Annotated in this window: 12 protein-coding genes; 8 read left to right on the top strand and 4 right to left on the bottom strand. The window is 39.8% G+C overall.

The features are described from left to right. Window positions 1-271: 271 nt before the first annotated feature. On the bottom strand, window positions 272-1,138 hold the full coding sequence (locus I588_RS08800; RefSeq protein ID WP_010755389.1) for a LysR family transcriptional regulator: 867 nt from the start codon (window positions 1,136-1,138) through the stop codon (window positions 272-274). A gap of 343 nt (window positions 1,139-1,481) precedes the next feature. On the opposite strand from I588_RS08800, the gene I588_RS08795 reads away from it, so the two are divergent. Then, window positions 1,482-2,204, top strand: a complete 723-nt coding sequence (locus I588_RS08795; protein ID WP_010755390.1) for a winged helix-turn-helix domain-containing protein — start codon at window positions 1,482-1,484, stop codon at window positions 2,202-2,204. A 68-nt stretch (window positions 2,205-2,272) separates the two neighbouring features. On the opposite strand, the gene I588_RS08790 is transcribed toward I588_RS08795, so the two are convergent. Next, the gene (locus I588_RS08790; protein ID WP_034692334.1) at window positions 2,273-3,229 is read right to left on the bottom strand and encodes a response regulator transcription factor; all 957 of its coding nucleotides are present in this window, start codon (window positions 3,227-3,229) and stop codon (window positions 2,273-2,275) included. A gap of 290 nt (window positions 3,230-3,519) precedes the next feature. On the opposite strand from I588_RS08790, the gene ptcA reads away from it, so the two are divergent. From ptcA to arcC, 4 genes are all read left to right on the top strand, one after another. After that, entirely contained in the window at window positions 3,520-4,539 is a 1,020-nt protein-coding gene (ptcA, locus tag I588_RS08785) for a putrescine carbamoyltransferase (RefSeq protein WP_010755392.1), read from the top strand. A 109-nt stretch (window positions 4,540-4,648) separates the two neighbouring features. Then, window positions 4,649-6,067: an APC family permease gene (locus tag I588_RS08780; protein ID WP_010755393.1), complete on the top strand. Its 1,419-nt coding sequence runs from the start codon at window positions 4,649-4,651 to the stop codon at window positions 6,065-6,067. Beyond that, window positions 6,021-7,118 carry an agmatine deiminase gene (gene aguA / locus I588_RS08775; protein ID WP_010755394.1) on the top strand — a complete coding sequence of 366 codons (1,098 nt, stop codon included), beginning with the start codon at window positions 6,021-6,023 and terminating at the stop codon, window positions 7,116-7,118. The genes I588_RS08780 and aguA overlap by 47 nt, the downstream gene beginning before the upstream one ends. A gap of 87 nt (window positions 7,119-7,205) precedes the next feature. After that, window positions 7,206-8,138, top strand: a complete 933-nt coding sequence (arcC, locus tag I588_RS08770) for a carbamate kinase (protein WP_010755395.1) — start codon at window positions 7,206-7,208, stop codon at window positions 8,136-8,138. A 161-nt stretch (window positions 8,139-8,299) separates the two neighbouring features. Here the strand turns inward: arcC and I588_RS08765 are convergent, their stop codons facing one another. Both I588_RS08765 and I588_RS08760 read right to left on the bottom strand, forming a co-directional pair. Beyond that, the gene (locus tag I588_RS08765) at window positions 8,300-9,664 is read right to left on the bottom strand and encodes a glycoside-pentoside-hexuronide (GPH):cation symporter (protein ID WP_010755396.1); all 1,365 of its coding nucleotides are present in this window, start codon (window positions 9,662-9,664) and stop codon (window positions 8,300-8,302) included. A gap of 154 nt (window positions 9,665-9,818) precedes the next feature. Then, complete coding sequence (locus I588_RS08760) at window positions 9,819-10,757, bottom strand: AraC family transcriptional regulator (RefSeq protein ID WP_010755397.1); 939 nt, start codon at window positions 10,755-10,757, stop codon at window positions 9,819-9,821. A 216-nt stretch (window positions 10,758-10,973) separates the two neighbouring features. Between I588_RS08760 and I588_RS08755 the strand changes: the two genes are divergently transcribed. The 3 genes from I588_RS08755 to I588_RS08745 all read left to right on the top strand — a co-directional run bounded on the left by I588_RS08755 (window position 10,974) and on the right by I588_RS08745 (window position 16,457). Beyond that, window positions 10,974-12,944 carry a glycoside hydrolase family 127 protein gene (locus I588_RS08755; protein WP_010755398.1) on the top strand — a complete coding sequence of 657 codons (1,971 nt, stop codon included), beginning with the start codon at window positions 10,974-10,976 and terminating at the stop codon, window positions 12,942-12,944. Window positions 12,945-13,183: 239 nt separating this feature from the next. Next, complete coding sequence (locus I588_RS08750; RefSeq protein WP_010755399.1) at window positions 13,184-15,559, top strand: hypothetical protein; 2,376 nt, start codon at window positions 13,184-13,186, stop codon at window positions 15,557-15,559. Between the two features lie 31 nt (window positions 15,560-15,590). Then, the gene (locus I588_RS08745) at window positions 15,591-16,457 is read left to right on the top strand and encodes a helix-turn-helix transcriptional regulator (protein WP_010755400.1); all 867 of its coding nucleotides are present in this window, start codon (window positions 15,591-15,593) and stop codon (window positions 16,455-16,457) included. Window positions 16,458-16,464: the final 7 nt, after the last annotated feature.

Here is a 16,464-nt window from a genome sequence, read left to right as displayed (position 1 = left end):
AAGGGGGTGGTAGTAACTTAAGTTTGATGTTAAGGAAGAAATTCAACAAGTTAATGAAGCCTGAGAAATCAGCAGAGAAAACTATACTTGATAAAAGTTGTACAGAAAAGAATTTATCAAAATCTATGTGTAAATAAAACAAACTAATCCTCAAAAAGAGTATTCAAAATGGGCCATACTTTTGAATAGTCTTTATTAATGATTTCAGAATCAGTTTTACTGATACCTTATTGAAGAAGCCCAAATGATTTCCTTTTTGAAGGAATCAACATTAAATGATCGACTCCCAAAACAACTCATTTGCAGCACTATGTTGTCCCTTTTTGCGAACAAAGCACAGATGACTAAGCTTAGTGGGCACGATAGGCAGATAAACAACTTGATCAGGCAATTTTTCCTGAATCGTTTTTTCCATTAACAATGAAATGCCCAGACCGCTGGCGATCATGTTCAAAATTAAATCAATTCGTGAACCGCCATAATTATTCTTAGGAGTAAAACCAGCCTGCTGGCATAGCTGAAGAATCGGTGTCAAAAGACCGGTCTCTTTTCCCAATAACAAGAAGGCTTCTCTTTCTAAACACTCTAAAGCCAACTCCTTTTCACCAGCTAAGGGATGATCTGCCGGCAGTACAGCTACGAAGTGATCCTGATCAACAGTCTTGTATTCATAGGAGCTCTCCGGCAAATGAAATAAGCGCGTAAAAAACAACGTATTCTCATCAAAAAAATCGATTGATGATAAGGGCGCATTTTCCGTTTCCTTCAATAGCAAATTAACTTCTGGATGCAGATTGCGAAAGGCTGCAATCTTTTCTAGGCCAGGGTAGCTAATTAAGGTTGGGATAGTGTAGATAGTCAATGAGTGCTGATGCTTTTGATTTATCTGAGCTGCTGTTTCCTGCATAAGATGGGCCTGCTGCACAATTTGTTGAGCATAGGGCAATAACTGACAGCCAGCTTCGGTTAAAGTAACTTGGCGTTTGGAACGATTAAACAGATTCACATTTAATTCCTTTTCCAAAGCTAAAATGTGTTTGGAAATATTTCCCTGCGTAGTATAAGCTTTTTCGGCAGCTTTAGAATAATTTAAATATTTTGCTAGCTGAATAAAGGTTTCGATTTTTTGAATGTCCATAAGCAGATCCTCTTCTGTTAGTTACTCCTATTATAAGGGAATGTGAAGTTTTTAGCATGAAAACTCAAAAAGCTACAAAAAAATTCCGCTAATTGATGAATTACAAAGATAAATAGTGTTATTTTATAAATTACGACGTTTAGTTTGTCTGTTCTATTATATTGTATTTATTATAAGGTTGCTGTTGTCGGAATAAATACAGTCTCTTTACATTTTATGAATATTTTGTTATTATCTAGATGTTTTCATTGTTATGTTTTGAATAGCTGAAGCTGTAAAAAATGTATGTGGAAGAACAATAAAAATATCTTATGATTATTACTACTAAAGAAAAGGTGGAAAAATGACTTCTGTATTAATTTTAACGAAGAATATTTTAGTGGAGCAAAAGCTCCAAACGCGGCTGCAACGATTGAATTGTGAAGTATTTGCTTCCCCAAAAACGTTGAGCTTGTTAATTGAACGCCCGAATGAAATCCTGTTAGCCAACTATTTTAATTGTGTCATCATTAGTGAAACAGTGACCAATGAAGAGCTTCAATGGATTATGCCGAGCCTGAGAACGACTCCTAAGATTATTTTGCGTAAGGTCGATCAATACTTCGATAGCGAGATAGAGGAATCCGTAGAGGGAATCAACGGTGTAATCACAGAATCCATGAATCTTGAAGAACTTCGTGAAAGTTTGTTCAAGCGGGATGAAACGATCTCCCGTGAGGCGGCAATTTATTCCTTTGATCCGAGAAATACACCAGTTCAAAGAGAAGTGCGGCTGCTTAGCTCGCTGCAGCTAACTAAAATGGAAGCGCGTGTTTTACGCAAGCTGTATCAAACTCGTGGAGAGATTATTTCTCGGGAAGACTTGTGTTCATACATATGGGGGGATGGTGCCAGCCGTTCTCACTTATCACAAATCTCTTGGATTATGAAGCGCATCCGCAATGCCTTTGAAAAGGATGGTGCCCAAGGCTCAACCATTGAAACTCACTGGGGCAAAGGTTACTCTTTAGCAGAAGAAGTGTACGAACGCTATGTTGAAGAAATGAAGCTGCCGGTTACTTTCTAAAATAGACCAAACAGCCAAAAGACACCTCAAAAACTGTCTTCCATAAGACAGCTTTTGGGGTGCCCTTTTCAGCTTCCCAACAGGTTAGCATCCAAATCCAGCTTGTATTTCTCGTATAAACCTTGAATCTGCGTTCGCTTTTTAATATCCAGCTTAATAAAGATATTATGGACATGTGTTTTGACGGTTCCTACCGACAAAAACAGCTCATCAGCAATCTCTTGATTCTGCTTATGCTCCAACAGCAGGCGGAATATTTCCATCTCCCGTTGGGTAAATTGATAAGCAGCACAGAACTGTTCAAACAAGCGCTCCTCTTGGACATCTTCGGCGACTTCTGCCTCTGACTGCGAAACACTTCCTCGCAGGAAATAGTTCAACCCAATCACACAAACCAAGATCGAAAAAATATCCTCACAAATATTGCGATTGTAGATTTTTATTGTCAGTGAGGTGTACTGATCAATATTGAAGATGACAAAGGTATCTTCTACTAGAATAGCCAGACTGGCGACAATCGCTAGAATGGCAATCCGCTTTAAATAGCTTGTTTCGGTTGGTGATAGTCCCTCGGTCTTTTTGTAGCGATTCCAGGCGTAGCATCCTACATAGAAAAGAAACAATTGATTTGGCAGATAGTACAGCCAAACCTTGAAAGCTGTATTAGCCAAAAGAGGTGTCAGCAGCATCCAGACGGCTAACATAATCAGCAGAGCATTCTGGTAAGGCTTGAATTTGGATTTCGCAAGCAAATTTACAATCCATAAGGAACAAAAAGCATTCACTACGAAAATAATGGTCTTGGCGGCCGGTACACTCATAAACGTTTGGTTGTACTGGTGAGCAAAGGTATTGAAGAATTCAGTCATGTAAATAATAACATTATCAAGAATAAAAAAGGCCAAATAGACGGAGAAGGCAAGAAAAATTTTTCGTTTTTCTCTCAGATAAAAGACGAGGGAAGTAGACATGGTAATGGTATATAAAACAATCAAAACAATGTTGTATATGAAAATGGCGATCATAATTGTAACCCCTTTCGATAAACCATTTACTAAAATTCGGTCCCAAATTTTCCTTGAACCAATTATAACATTTTTTTGCGGAGTTTTTTGCAGAAATAGGCTAAACCACTGTCTAAACTTTTCTAAACCTTTTAAAGAAAGCGGTTTATATCTATAAATAAACCCTGGTTTTAAGCCGTGTTTCCCGTTGGTAGCGTTTACAACTAAAAGATTATCGTAAACCCTTTCATAGATTGGTACATTGTGGATGTAAAGCAAAACGAAAAAATATTTTTATAGGAGGAATTATCATGGCAAAACGCGATTTCATTACTACGGAGAATTATACGAAGGAGGAAATTTTATACATCGTTGATCTATCATTAAAAATTAAAAAGGCGATCAAAAATGGCTTCTATCCACCTCTATTAAAAAACAAAACATTGGGAATGATCTTCCAACAATCTTCTACTAGAACACGGGTATCCTTTGAAACAGCGATGACTCAATTAGGTGGACATGCACAATATTTAGCACCAGGACAAATTCAGTTAGGCGGACACGAAACAATTGAAGATACGAGTCGTGTATTATCTCGCTTAGTAGATATCTTAATGGCACGGGTAGAACGTCATCATAGTGTAAATGACTTAGCAACTCACGCAACTATTCCAGTAATCAACGGAATGTCTGATTATAATCACCCAACACAAGAGGTTGGCGACTTAACTACTATGGTAGAACATTTACCAGAAGGCAAGAAATTAGAAGACTGTAAAGTTGCCTTTATCGGGGATGCAACGCAGGTCTGCTTCTCATTAGGTTTAGTTACTACTAAGATGGGGATGGATTTTGTACAATTTGGACCAGAGGGCTTCCAGTTAAACGACGATCACAAAGCTAAATTAGAAGCGAACTGCAAAGTGTCTGGCGGAACGTACACTGTAACTGATGATATTGAAGCAATCGTAGGTGCTGACTTCGTTTACACGGATGTATGGTACGGCTTATACGAAGCAGAATTATCAGAAGAAGAACGCATGAGCACATTCTATCCGAAATACCAAGTAAACGAAGAATTAATGAACAAAGCCGGTAAAAATGCGAAATTCATGCATTGCTTACCAGCAACTCGTGGCGAAGAAGTAACAGATGAAGTAATGGACGGACCAAACTCTATCTGTTTTGATGAAGCGGAAAACCGTTTGACTTCTATTCGTGGACTATTAGTTTACTTGATGAACGATTATGCTGAAAAGAACCCAATTGATGAAGCTGCAACAGCTGAAGCCAAAGCAGAATTGGAAATGTTTATTAAAAAGCCACTGTAAAACAGCGTAGGAATGGAAATAACTCTGTTTTTCGCTAAGGACTTATTTCCATTAGATGGTTGAGGCATCCGCCTCGACCATTCCTTCCATTATAGAGAGGAAGAGAAAAATGGAACAAAAGAAAAAATTTAGCTTGATGAGTGCCATTCTTTCCGTAATTTGTGTGGTATTCGTAGCGGAAGCTGCCGCACCAGTTGCCGCAATTGGAAATTCACAGTTCTTCTGGTGGATTTTCCTGCTGGTTGCCTTTTTATTGCCTTATGGCCTCATTTCTTCAGAATTAGGAACCACTTATATTGGCGATGGCGGTATTTATGACTGGGTTACCAAAGCCTTTGGTCACCGCTGGGGCTCACGGGTTTCTTGGTATTATTGGATTAACTTCCCTTTGTGGTTGGCTTCACTGGCGGTAATGTGTCCAGAATTGCTTACCACTATGACCGGAATTGAATTCCCAGTTATCCCGTCAATCATCATTCAGCTTGTCTTTATCTGGCTGGTTGTCTGGATCAGCTTTTATCCAGTCAGTGACAGTGTATGGATTTTGAATGGTGCAGCCGTAATCAAAATGATTTTAGCCGTATTAATTGGCGGATTGGGTCTTTATGTAGCCTTCACTAGAGGGATGGCGAACGAATTTACCGTTAAATCAATGCTGCCATCCTTTGATTTAAACAGTCTTTCCTTTATTTCAGTTATCATTTTCAACTTGTTAGGATTTGAAGTTATCTGTACCTTTGCCGATGATATGGAAAATCCTAAAAAACAAATTCCGCAGGCGATTGTTGCCGCAGGAATCGTAATTGCAGCGATTTACATCTTCTCTGCCTTTGGTATTGGGGTAGCCATCCCGACTGATCAAATCAGTACCGGCAGCGGAATGATGGACAGCTTCAAGCTGTTAACTGGCTCAACTGGTGGTTGGTTTATTATTTTAATGGCCTTCTTCTTCCTGTTAACCCTATTTGGAAACATGATCTCTTGGTCATTAGGTGTAAACAACACGGCCTGCTACGCAGCTGAGAATGGCGACATGCCAAAATTCTTTGCAAAACGCAGCCAAAAGAATGAAATGCCAATTGGGGCGGCTTTAATGAACGGAATTGTTGCGACAGTTGTAGTTGTGATTGCTCCAATCTTACCGAACCAAGATTTGTTCTGGGCCTTCTTCTCATTGAACCTGGTAATGTTCCTTTTGTCTTATGTACCAGTGTTCCCAGCCTTTTACAAATTGCGTAAAATTGATCCAGATACTCCACGACCATTTAAAGTCGGCGGTGGAGATGGCATGTTGAAACTATTAGTAATAGCACCAATGCTGATGATCATTATTTCTCTAGTCTTTACTGCGATTCCATTGCAGTTCGATGCAGCTACCTTAGCTGAACAGCTGCCGATCACCATTGGAGCAATCATATTTATCTTGTTTGGCGAAGCGATTATTGTTTTCAAAAAAATAACTAAAGAAGGAGCCGATAACAATGGCGAAGAGAATCGAAGCGACAACACCGAAACAAGACGGGTTTAGAATGCCCGCAGAGTTTGCACCACAGGAAAAAGTATGGATGATTTGGCCTGAACGTCCAGATAACTGGCGTGACGGTGGGAAACCCGTACAAGAAGCCTTTACTGAAGTGGCAAAAGCAATCAGCAAATTTACACCAATGAACGTGGTGGTATCACAGCAGCAATTCCAAAACTGTCGTCGTCAATTACCACCAGAAATTACCGTTTACGAAATGTCCAACAATGATGCTTGGATTCGTGACTGCGGTCCGACATTCTTAATCAATGACAAAGGTGAATTACGTGCAGCAGACTGGGAATTCAATGCTTGGGGCGGATTAGTTGATGGCCTGTACTTCCCATGGGATCAAGATGACCTAATTGCACAAAAAGTTTGTGAAATTGAACATGTGGATTCTTATCGGACTAGCGGATTCGTATTAGAAGGCGGATCATTCCACGTAGATGGCGAAGGTACTGTTTTAACCACTGAAATGTGTCTGTTAAGTGAAGGCCGCAACCCGCATATGTCTAAAGAAGAAATCGAAAAAATGCTCTGCGACTACTTAAACGTTGAAAAAGTTTTATGGTTAGGCGATGGAATTGATCCTGAAGAAACGAACGGACACGTAGATGATGTGGCTTGCTTCGTCGCACCAGGTGAAGTAGCTTGTATCTATACTGAAGATGAAAAGAGCCCATTCTATGAAGCAGCTCAAGATGCCTACAAACGCTTGTCAGAAATGACTGATGCGAAAGGCCGTAAGCTGAAAGTACACAAATTATGCTGTCCAGTTGAAACAGTAACCATTGACGGCAACTTTAAGATTGATTATGTAGAAGGAACAATGCCTCGTGAAGACGGCGACATTTGTATCGCTTCATATATGAACTTCTTGATTACCAACGGCGGCGTTATCGTACCGCAATACGGCGACGAAAACGATGCATTAGCCTTGGAGCAAGTGAAAGAAATGTTCCCAGACAAAGAAGTCGTGGGTGTAAATACTGTAGAAGTTGTTTACGGCGGCGGAAATATTCACTGTATCACCCAACAACAACCAAAACGCTAAATCATTACTCCGGCTATCTTTTCAAAAAGGGTAGCCGGAAAATTATCCAATAAAGATTTTTAACGAAATCAGAAATGAGGGTTCCACATGTCGAAAATTGTTATTGCTCTAGGTGGTAACGCCTTAGGCAACTCAGCCAACGAACAATTAACTAAAGCCGAATTAGCAGCAAAATCAATTGCTGATTTGATCCTAGCTGGACACCATGTAGTCATTGCTCATGGAAACGGTCCGCAGGTAGGTCAAATCCGCTTAGCCTTTGAAAATATGGGCGGGGATGATCCTGAGAAGGTGATGCCATTCCCAGAATGTACAGCCATGAGCCAAGGATATATTGGTTATCACTTACAGCAAGCCATCGATGAAGAATTAGTTGCTCGCGGAGTAAATGATGTACCAGTTGTCTCAATGCTTACTCAAGTAGTCGTTGATCCAGAAGATCCGGCCTTCAAGAATCCGACTAAACCAATTGGCGGCTATTACGATGAAGCCACAGCCAAAAAAATTATGGATGAAACCGGCGATATCTATAAAGAAGATGCTGGGCGTGGGTGGCGCCGAGTAGTTCCTTCACCAAAACCAATGGATATCTATGAAAAAATCAGCCTGCAAACCTTAGTAGATGCAGGTCAGGTAGTGATTGCCTGCGGAGGAGGCGGTATTCCAGTCGTTTATCATGGCAAACGCTATGAGGGCGTGGACGCAGTAATTGACAAAGATTTCGCTGCTTCTAAAATGGCAGCCTTAATCGATGCCGATATCTTTATTATCTTAACAGCAGTTGACCATGTCTTCGTCAACTTCGGTAAAGAAAATCAAGAAGCGTTAGTCGATACCACAGTGGAGAAAATGAAAGAGTATATTAAAGAAGATCAGTTCGCTCCTGGCAGCATGCTGCCAAAAGTTGAAGCAGCCATTGACTTTGCGGAATCAAAAGCTGGTCGCAAAGCTATCATCGCTTCGCTAGAGCAAGCCTCTGAAGCCATCACTGGCAAAAGCGGTACAACTGTTCAACAATAAACCATACCTATTGACCGAAGTCCGCTTAACAATTTTGTTAAGCGGCTTTTCCTGTGTATTGGTTTCCTAATAAAGAAGGACGGATATAAAAAGAGCATTCATCTGTAAAGGCTCTAGATGAATGCTCTAATAAATCTGGTCTTTTCAAGTTACCACTTTTCTTACTGTTCTGCTGGTTCACGGCGAGTCAATAATTCAGCTCGAATGAAGCCTTCTTGTTTTTCATATCTATAATAGCGCAGCATTGGAACGGCTGCTAGGGCAAATAGAATGGCCGGTAACCACAGGAAAACAAATTGAATTCCTGCTAAGGCCTGACTAGTCTGCACTTGATTGGCAACGTAGTCAGTTTTTGCCATAATGACAGATAAAAAGTAGCTGCCTAGACCAGCTCCAACTTTGATACAGAAAGAACTGCCCATTGCTGACAGAAATCCACTGGAACGAATGCCGCTTTTCCATTCACCAAAATCTACCGCATCTGAAAGCATCGCAAAAGGCATGGAACAAGCGATTCCTGAACCAATGCAGGCAATTGCCCAAGAAATCACCAAGAAAGTCATTGAGGTTCCAGATAAAAACAGCAGGAATTGCCCGACTACCGCCAATCCTAATCCAACAATCATCGTACCCGTCTTTTTAAGTCGCTTAGAAATAAACGGAATGGCCATCATGCCTCCGACTTGAATCAGAGAAATTCCGTTTATCAAAGGAACTAGATTTTTACTGCCTAGATTGTATTCGAAATAATAAAGTAAGGCAGACGTTCGTACGGTCAAAGCCATCCAAAAAGCTAAATTAGCTAAAACCAGCAATACCCAAGGCCAATTCCCCTTAACCGCTTTCAAACTATCTTTGAAAGGAATGCTTACCGCTTTTTTAGTATTGATCTCTTCTAAGTTAAAAAAGGCAAAGAAGAGTAGGCCAACTGCAATAACTGCGAAGAAGGCCACCATTAGACTGAAGCCTTTTCGATCATCGCCTCCACCAAAGAGTGCAACTAACGGCAATGCAAAAGTAACAGCAGCGAAGTTTCCAACATTGCCTCCCACCATTCTAAAAGAATTTAGATGAATCCGCTCATCTGGATCGTTGGATAAGTTCGGCAAAATAGAAGTAATCGGCGTAGCAATGCCACTGTAAATCGTGCCAGCAACTACATAGGTCACTCCAGCATAGATTACCTTTGCCGTTCCAGATAAATTAGGTGTGGAAAATGCCAAAACAGTAGCAATTGCAAAGGGGATGGCCAACCATAAAAACCAAGGCCGACTTTGCCCATATTTGCTCTTGGTGTGGTCAATAATGGAACCCCAAAACGGGGCATCAAAGGAATCAACAATTCGCGCAATCAGTAGTAGAATACCTGCTGCTCCCACAGTTAATCCATAAACATCTGTATAAAAATAGAGAATATAACTGCTGATAATACAAAACAATAAATTTCCAGCACCATCTGTACTAGCATAAGCCAGCTTCTTAACTAACGGGTGGGCTTTTTTCTTCGTCGCAACAATTTCTTTCATTTTCTTGCTCCTTCTCTTCAATTTCATAGATATCTATGTGAATAATTGTAAGAGGTTACAAAAGAGAATAAAACGGATTAAAACGTAGCAAAAGTATACATTTCCGTTTTTTTGATAAAAAAGACCACTCAAATTTTGAGTGGCTGGAGTTTTGCTATTGTCCCAGTAGTTTTTCGACTGCTTGAGGAATCGGCAGCTTTGGATCGATATAGGGATTGTTTTGATGCGTACCAGAATAGGCTTTTCGGTATTTGTTAGGGGTCAAGCCTGTACGCTTTTTAAACATGCGAATAAAATATTTTTCGTCTGCATAATAAGACAATTCGGCAATTGCCTTAATCGGCAAAGTAGTCTGTACCAGCAATACTTTTGCGACAGAAATTTTTAAATTGATTAAATAGTCTCGTAAATTCTTGCCAAAGGCTTTTTTAAATTGGCGAGACAGATAATCTTGAGAGACTTCAAAATGATCGGCAATGTCTTGGATTGATAACTCTTCACTCATGTTTGCACGAATCCATTCGGCAACTTGATGAATCTTGGCATCGTACTCCTCACCAATGGCGGAAGAAACAGTTAAGTATTGATTACATAATTCAATCAATATGGTTTGCGTCAAGGTATCTGCCATTTTGGAACTATAGTAATAAGTATTGGAGACATTCAACAATTGATTCATCAAGATAATTAAGAAGTTGGGCTCCTTGATTGTAAACAAGGAAGGCAGCACACAGTGATTATTGTAAACTGGTAGTATTTTGTGCTGATTAAAAGCCGTTTGCAGCTGACTAACCGTTTGATCATCAGCAGGTAACAGCTGCCACTGCGCGTAAAAATGCAACCAATAAAAACGAACCGGTTGGGCTGAAAGCTGCGCACCTTCAATGGTTGTTTCGGGTGGTAAAACTAAGCAGTCGTTTTTCTTCAAATGAATCGGCTGACCGTCAATCATTAAAGACAAGCGGTTTTCCAAACAAAAAATAATCTCAAAATCCTTATCATGGAACATTTTTTTGTGCTGCCAGCCAGTACCAGCAGAAAATTCACCAGCTTTATAGTAAAACACTGGTTGCTGCAAATCAATCGCTAACATCGCAGTTCCTCCTAACTAGTTTGCCTTGATTATAACGAAAAAATCCGTAAATGGATTTAATTTCCGGATTTATCTACTTTTTCTACGGAAAAAACTAATCAAAATTGAACGGTCGCGCAAAAGTCCACCTTTTATACAGAAGTATACGCTTACAAGCAGAGTTTGAAAGCTTATATTTTTAGGTACAAGCAAACGATGCTGGAAAGGAAGGAAAAAATGATTACAAAAAAGAAAAATCAGTTAAAAGACATCCAAATTACTTCTGAATTCTGGAACCAATACCGGGAATTAATTGTAAAGGAGGTATTGCCCTATCAGTGGGAAGTGATGAACGATTCGGCCGATATTTCCATCACTCATGAACCCGGCGGAAACGAAGAGCATCAGGAGCACAGCCATGCAATCCAAAATTTAGAAATTGCAGCTGGGCTAAAAGAAGGCAGGCATAATGGCTATACTTTTCAAGACACCGATGTTTATAAATGGCTGGAAGCTGCAGCCTATTCATTGACCTATCATCCAGATCAGGAGTTAAGAACAATTACCGATCGATTGATTGATTTAATTGCTCAGGCTCAGGAGGAGGACGGCTATTTAGTCAGCTTTTTCCAAATTGAGGCACCAGACCGCAAGTTTGCTCGATTAAAACAGTCCCATGAATTATATACAATGGGCCATTATATTGAAGCTGCGGTTGCTTATTTTGAAGTTACAGGAAATCAAAAAGCTTTATCCATTGCAGTTAAAATGGCTGACTGCATGCTGGAGCATTTTGGGGAGGGTGCAGATCAAATTCCAGGATACGATGGTCATCCTGAGATCGAGTTGGCATTAGCAAGACTTTATGAGCTAACTGAAGAATCAAACTATTTAGACTTAGCTCATTTTTTTATCAATCAACGAGGACAAGACGATTTCTTTGATCGACAAATTGCTGCAGACGGAATAGACCGAGATGTCATTGATGGGATGAGAAACTTTCCTTTATCCTATTACCAAGCGGCTGAACCGGTACGCCAACAAGAAACAGCAGAAGGTCATGCGGTGAGAGTCGTTTATCTTTGTACCGGTATGGCGCAGGTTGCGCGACTGACTGGTGATGAAAGTCTGCTGGAAACCTGTCGACGCTTCTGGAACAATATCGTGCATCAAAAAATGTACATTACTGGCGGTATAGGCTCCACAAATGTTGGTGAATCCTTTACAGGTAACTACGATTTGCCTAATGATACCATGTATGGTGAAACCTGCGCCTCTGTAGGCATGGCATTTTTTGCCAGAGAAATGCTTAAGCTGGAAACTAAAGGCGAGTATGCAGATGTATTAGAAAAGCAATTATTTAATGGGATTATTAGCGGCATTTCCTTGGATGGCACGCACTTCTTTTATGTGAATCCATTGCAGGCTGATCCAGATATTTCAACGCATAATCCTAGTCGCAACCATGTCTTAACACAGCGGGCAGAATGGTTTGGCTGTGCTTGTTGCCCTAGTAATGTTGCGCGACTTGTAGCTTCAGTGGACCAATACATTTATGCAGTAAAAGAAGACGTAATTCTTTCTCATCAGTTTATTTCTAACCAAGCGACCTTTGAAAACGGTCTGACTGTTCAGCAGGAAAGCAATTTTCCATGGGAAGGTACCATCAACTATAAATTAGAAAATACGTCCGAGGAAACCTGTACTTTTGGTATTCGAATTCCTCAATGGTCACAGAAAAACGCCCGACTATCAATCAATGGGGAACTGCAAGACTATCAATTAAATGATGGCTTCGTCTATTTGGAAGCTACACCTGGTATAACAAGCATTGAACTGCTTCTAGACATGTCAATTAAGAAATATCAATCCAATACCAATGTGGTTTACAATTTTGGAAAGGTCGCAATTCAAAGAGGACCCTTGGTTTATTGCCTTGAAGAGGTAGATCAAGAAAAATCCGTTTGGAAATATTGTCTGGCTTCGGATGAACAGCTGGATTATCGCTTTGAATCAGAATTATTAGGTGGCTTAGGAGTAATTTATGCAGCAGCTAAAACACCGAAAGAAAAAAGCGATCATTCTCTTTATCATGAATATACTCCAATGGAATGGATAGACACACAAATAAAACTGATTCCTTACTATGCTTGGGCCAATCGAGAGGAAGGGAATATGGCGGTTTGGTTGGATCGGGAGAAAAACTAATGATATAGACAGCTTTAAGAAATAAAAAAGGGTTTTGCTCTTGTTAGATGAGCAAAACCTTTTTTGTGCACCAATAAAAACTGATTTGTAACGATGCGGATAGTCAATTTTATAGGAAAACCGGAATAAGTTTGTTGTCGAGTTTGTGTGAAATCTCTTAACTTTTCGTTGAAATCACAAATAGTTATCGCTTTCATAGGATGGTATCTTAATTACATAGAAAACAGAGGAGGAAATGTATGCTGGAAAATGAACAATTTCAATTGGCTATTGCGAAAGATGGACATGTTTCGAAGCTGTTGTTTAAGGATGATCCTTATCAGATGAACTGGGTAATTGAAGAAGAATACTTAAGAAAGGTAGGTTATAATGATAGAGAGAAGTTGTTCGGACAATTTGATTTAATCGTTGATGGGAAAAGTTTTTTAAGTATTGATGTTGTCCCAACGATTGTATCAAGGGATCACCAGATAGAGGTTACTTATTCTTTCGATAATGTAAGCGTAATCAGTAAATATGAGCTGAATCAGATTTCTAATGGAATTGTTTGGACAATTGAAGTGGTAAACGAAACAGAGCGAACATTAACTATTCAAGATTTTGGGGTCTGGGCTGCATTGAGTTATGTCATGTTTCGCGATAAAAATGTTTTGCGGAACATTCATAATTCTGCTGCTGTCTTTTCATCAATTTCTACTAACTATACAAAAATAAATGCTGTTCGTCGTGATAATCGAGGGGGCAATCTTGGCATATATCAAACAAAAGGTCGGACCTTGTCTGTAGGGACTTTTTGCGAATACGAAAATTTGTTTTTTGAAAATGTATCCCCTTCGTTGGACGGTTTGTTATTTCATAAGCTGATCTTGGCCGGAGGATATCCTGAAAATTTTAAAAATAGAGATTGGATTTATCCTAAAACAGCTTTGTTTTTAGAACCAAAGGCAAGCCAAAAATGGGAGTATACACTTTTAAAAAATGAAAACCAATCAGATTTTTATCAAAAAGGTTTACAGCTGAAGCATCCGAAAATAGCTTATACACCGTTAAATATCTTAGGAAAAATAGCTCGAATAACGATACAACTGCCAGAAGGAGTGGCTTTGAAAGACATCGTAGCGATTTATCAAAAAGATCAGAATCTGGTTTCCAAAAATTTATTTGCTGATTTACAAGAGGATGGAAGCCATGTCGTGACCTTTAAACCAGATACTCTCGGTGAACATAAAGTAGTTTGTACCTTCACAGATGGCAGTGAAGATTTTGTGGTACTCAATGTAATGAACGACCTGGCAACGGTGATAGAAGAGCGAGCAGAATACATTTGTGACACACTCTACACTGGAGCCAGTGGAGCCATTCCTTTTGCTTTTAAGCCCATCTCTAATCAGGGAGAATCTTTAGGGAAAATGAATTTGGTACTGAAGAAAAATCTGTTGGGACGGCTGAACGGAGAGCAGGTACGTAAAGTGGAAGAAAGTGCTGTACGTTATGTAAGACCTAAGTGGTTTATTAATGGGGATTTCACGCAGCCAAGAAAGCTTTATGGCGATTTTTATCGCTGTATGGATTTTGAATATATTGGACATCTCTTCTTCTTGCTTTCGGAATTTGAAGAGGACACTCTACAGCTGCATTCAGCAGATACTTACTTAGGCTGGGCAGCAGAGGTCTTTGAATTACGAGTGAACCCGGACCTGCATTCGGATCTAAGAGGCAAGGAAGAAGCACAAATGCTAGGAGTCTATTTCCTTTATATCCAAGAGTTGCTGGCTAAACTGAAGGCCCATGGACTGATCGAGAAATACGAAACGATTCGTAAGCTTTGGGGAGAAGTGACGAATCGAGTGGACGCTGAATCAGTAAGCTATAAAGCAGCCATAACAGAGCACTTTTACGATAATGCGGGTTTTGGTCCAACAGCTGGGGCATTAAGTGAGGCTGGTTTGCACGAAAGTGCTAAAAAATATGGTGAATTATTGTTGGCTAACATTGGATATGCCAATGATTTTCGTGGGCAAAACGCTGATCGTTGGTGGGAGGCCTTGACCTATATGATTCATTCTCTCTGGGGTGGTGTAACTGCAGCAGCAACGTTCAAGGTTTTTGAATTTTTACAAGACGTAGAATATTTGGAGGCTAGTTATCGAGCAACGGCGGGGATTTTGTATTGCTACGATACGCATTCTTCAACGACACTGCCTTTAGAAAAAGGAATGGCAGCTTCTACTTACGCTGCAGCTGGACCGCACCTCAATCGACCAGATCTTTCTCGCGAACGATTTGGACAAGCAACCTTCTGGAAAGATGGTGGAATTTTTAGCCGATTGTTTGAAAATGACAGTCAAACACCTGATTGGGATATGGGAGAAGAACTGGTTGCCTATATGGAAAGCTTTGGACAGAAAACGTTTATTATTAAACGCGGACAAGAAATAAATGTAATTAATGGTAGCTTTGAAGAACAAGGCGAGGACTATTTAATTACTAGTTTTGCTCCTTTTATTCAGGCTTATTATGTGCTGGAAGATGATAAAATTAGGATTATTGAGGAAAGCAGTCAAGAGCTTCGTCTAAAAAAAGCAGAACTTTTTTCATTAGTAACAGCTAGATAAAAGATGTGCCGCCAAGAAAGGAGTTGGTAAAATGTCAGGAGAAATCATTTCGATCTCAATCCCGCCGTTTCCAGATTTTATCGAGGGAAACTACCGGGTCTTTCAAAAGGGTCAAAATCATCCAAATCGCAAAGCATTAGGTTATTTCGATTTGATTGTTGTAAAAAAGGGCTGCCTTTATTTAATTGAAGAAAATCAGCAATTTGAAGTGAAACAAAATGAGATGCTGATCCTGCTTCCTGACAAGCATCACTATACTTGGCGGCCTGTTGAAGAGGAAACTGGATTTTATTGGCTTCATTTTTATACGACCGCGCAATGGAAACAAAGTACTAGACCTAGTCGTTTTATTTCGGATTTACCGATTCCGGATCTTCATTTTCATCAGCGTTCCTATACCTTGCATTTGCAAAAGCATGCGACGATCAAGGAACCTGAAATTTTATTTGAGCTGATCCAAACTATTTTAGATAGTACAGTCATTGAAACGGAAGAACACGATATCTGGCAAACAGAAGAACTCTTTCTGCGTTTTTTAAAATTTATTGAAAATCAAGGGATTCATCGGGATCGTTTGACGGTTTTAGCCGAGCAGGTACAGCTGTTTCTTGAAAATAATAGTGAAAAAGCAGTAACGAATCAATTGCTTGAGGAGCATTTTCACTTGCACAGCAATTATATTTCGACTGCGATGAAGAAGACATTTGGCAAAACACCTTTAGAAATTTTAGCGGATATCCGGATGGAGCGTGCCAAGCAGTACCTGCTGCGCACAGATTTAGAGATTCAGCAAATTTCTAAAATGGTCGGCTTCAATTCGGAAATTTATTTTTCAAATCGATTTAAGAAATTAGAAGGACTTTCACCGCAGCGCTACCGAAAAAAATACAAAAGCTAATAATTTC

The organism is Enterococcus pallens ATCC BAA-351 (genome assembly GCF_000407485.1).
In the GTDB taxonomy this organism is placed as follows: Bacteria; Bacillota; Bacilli; order Lactobacillales; family Enterococcaceae; genus Enterococcus_A; species Enterococcus_A pallens.
Note: the sequence above shows the minus strand (reverse complement) of the source record. Positions and strands in the feature narration are given on the sequence as shown.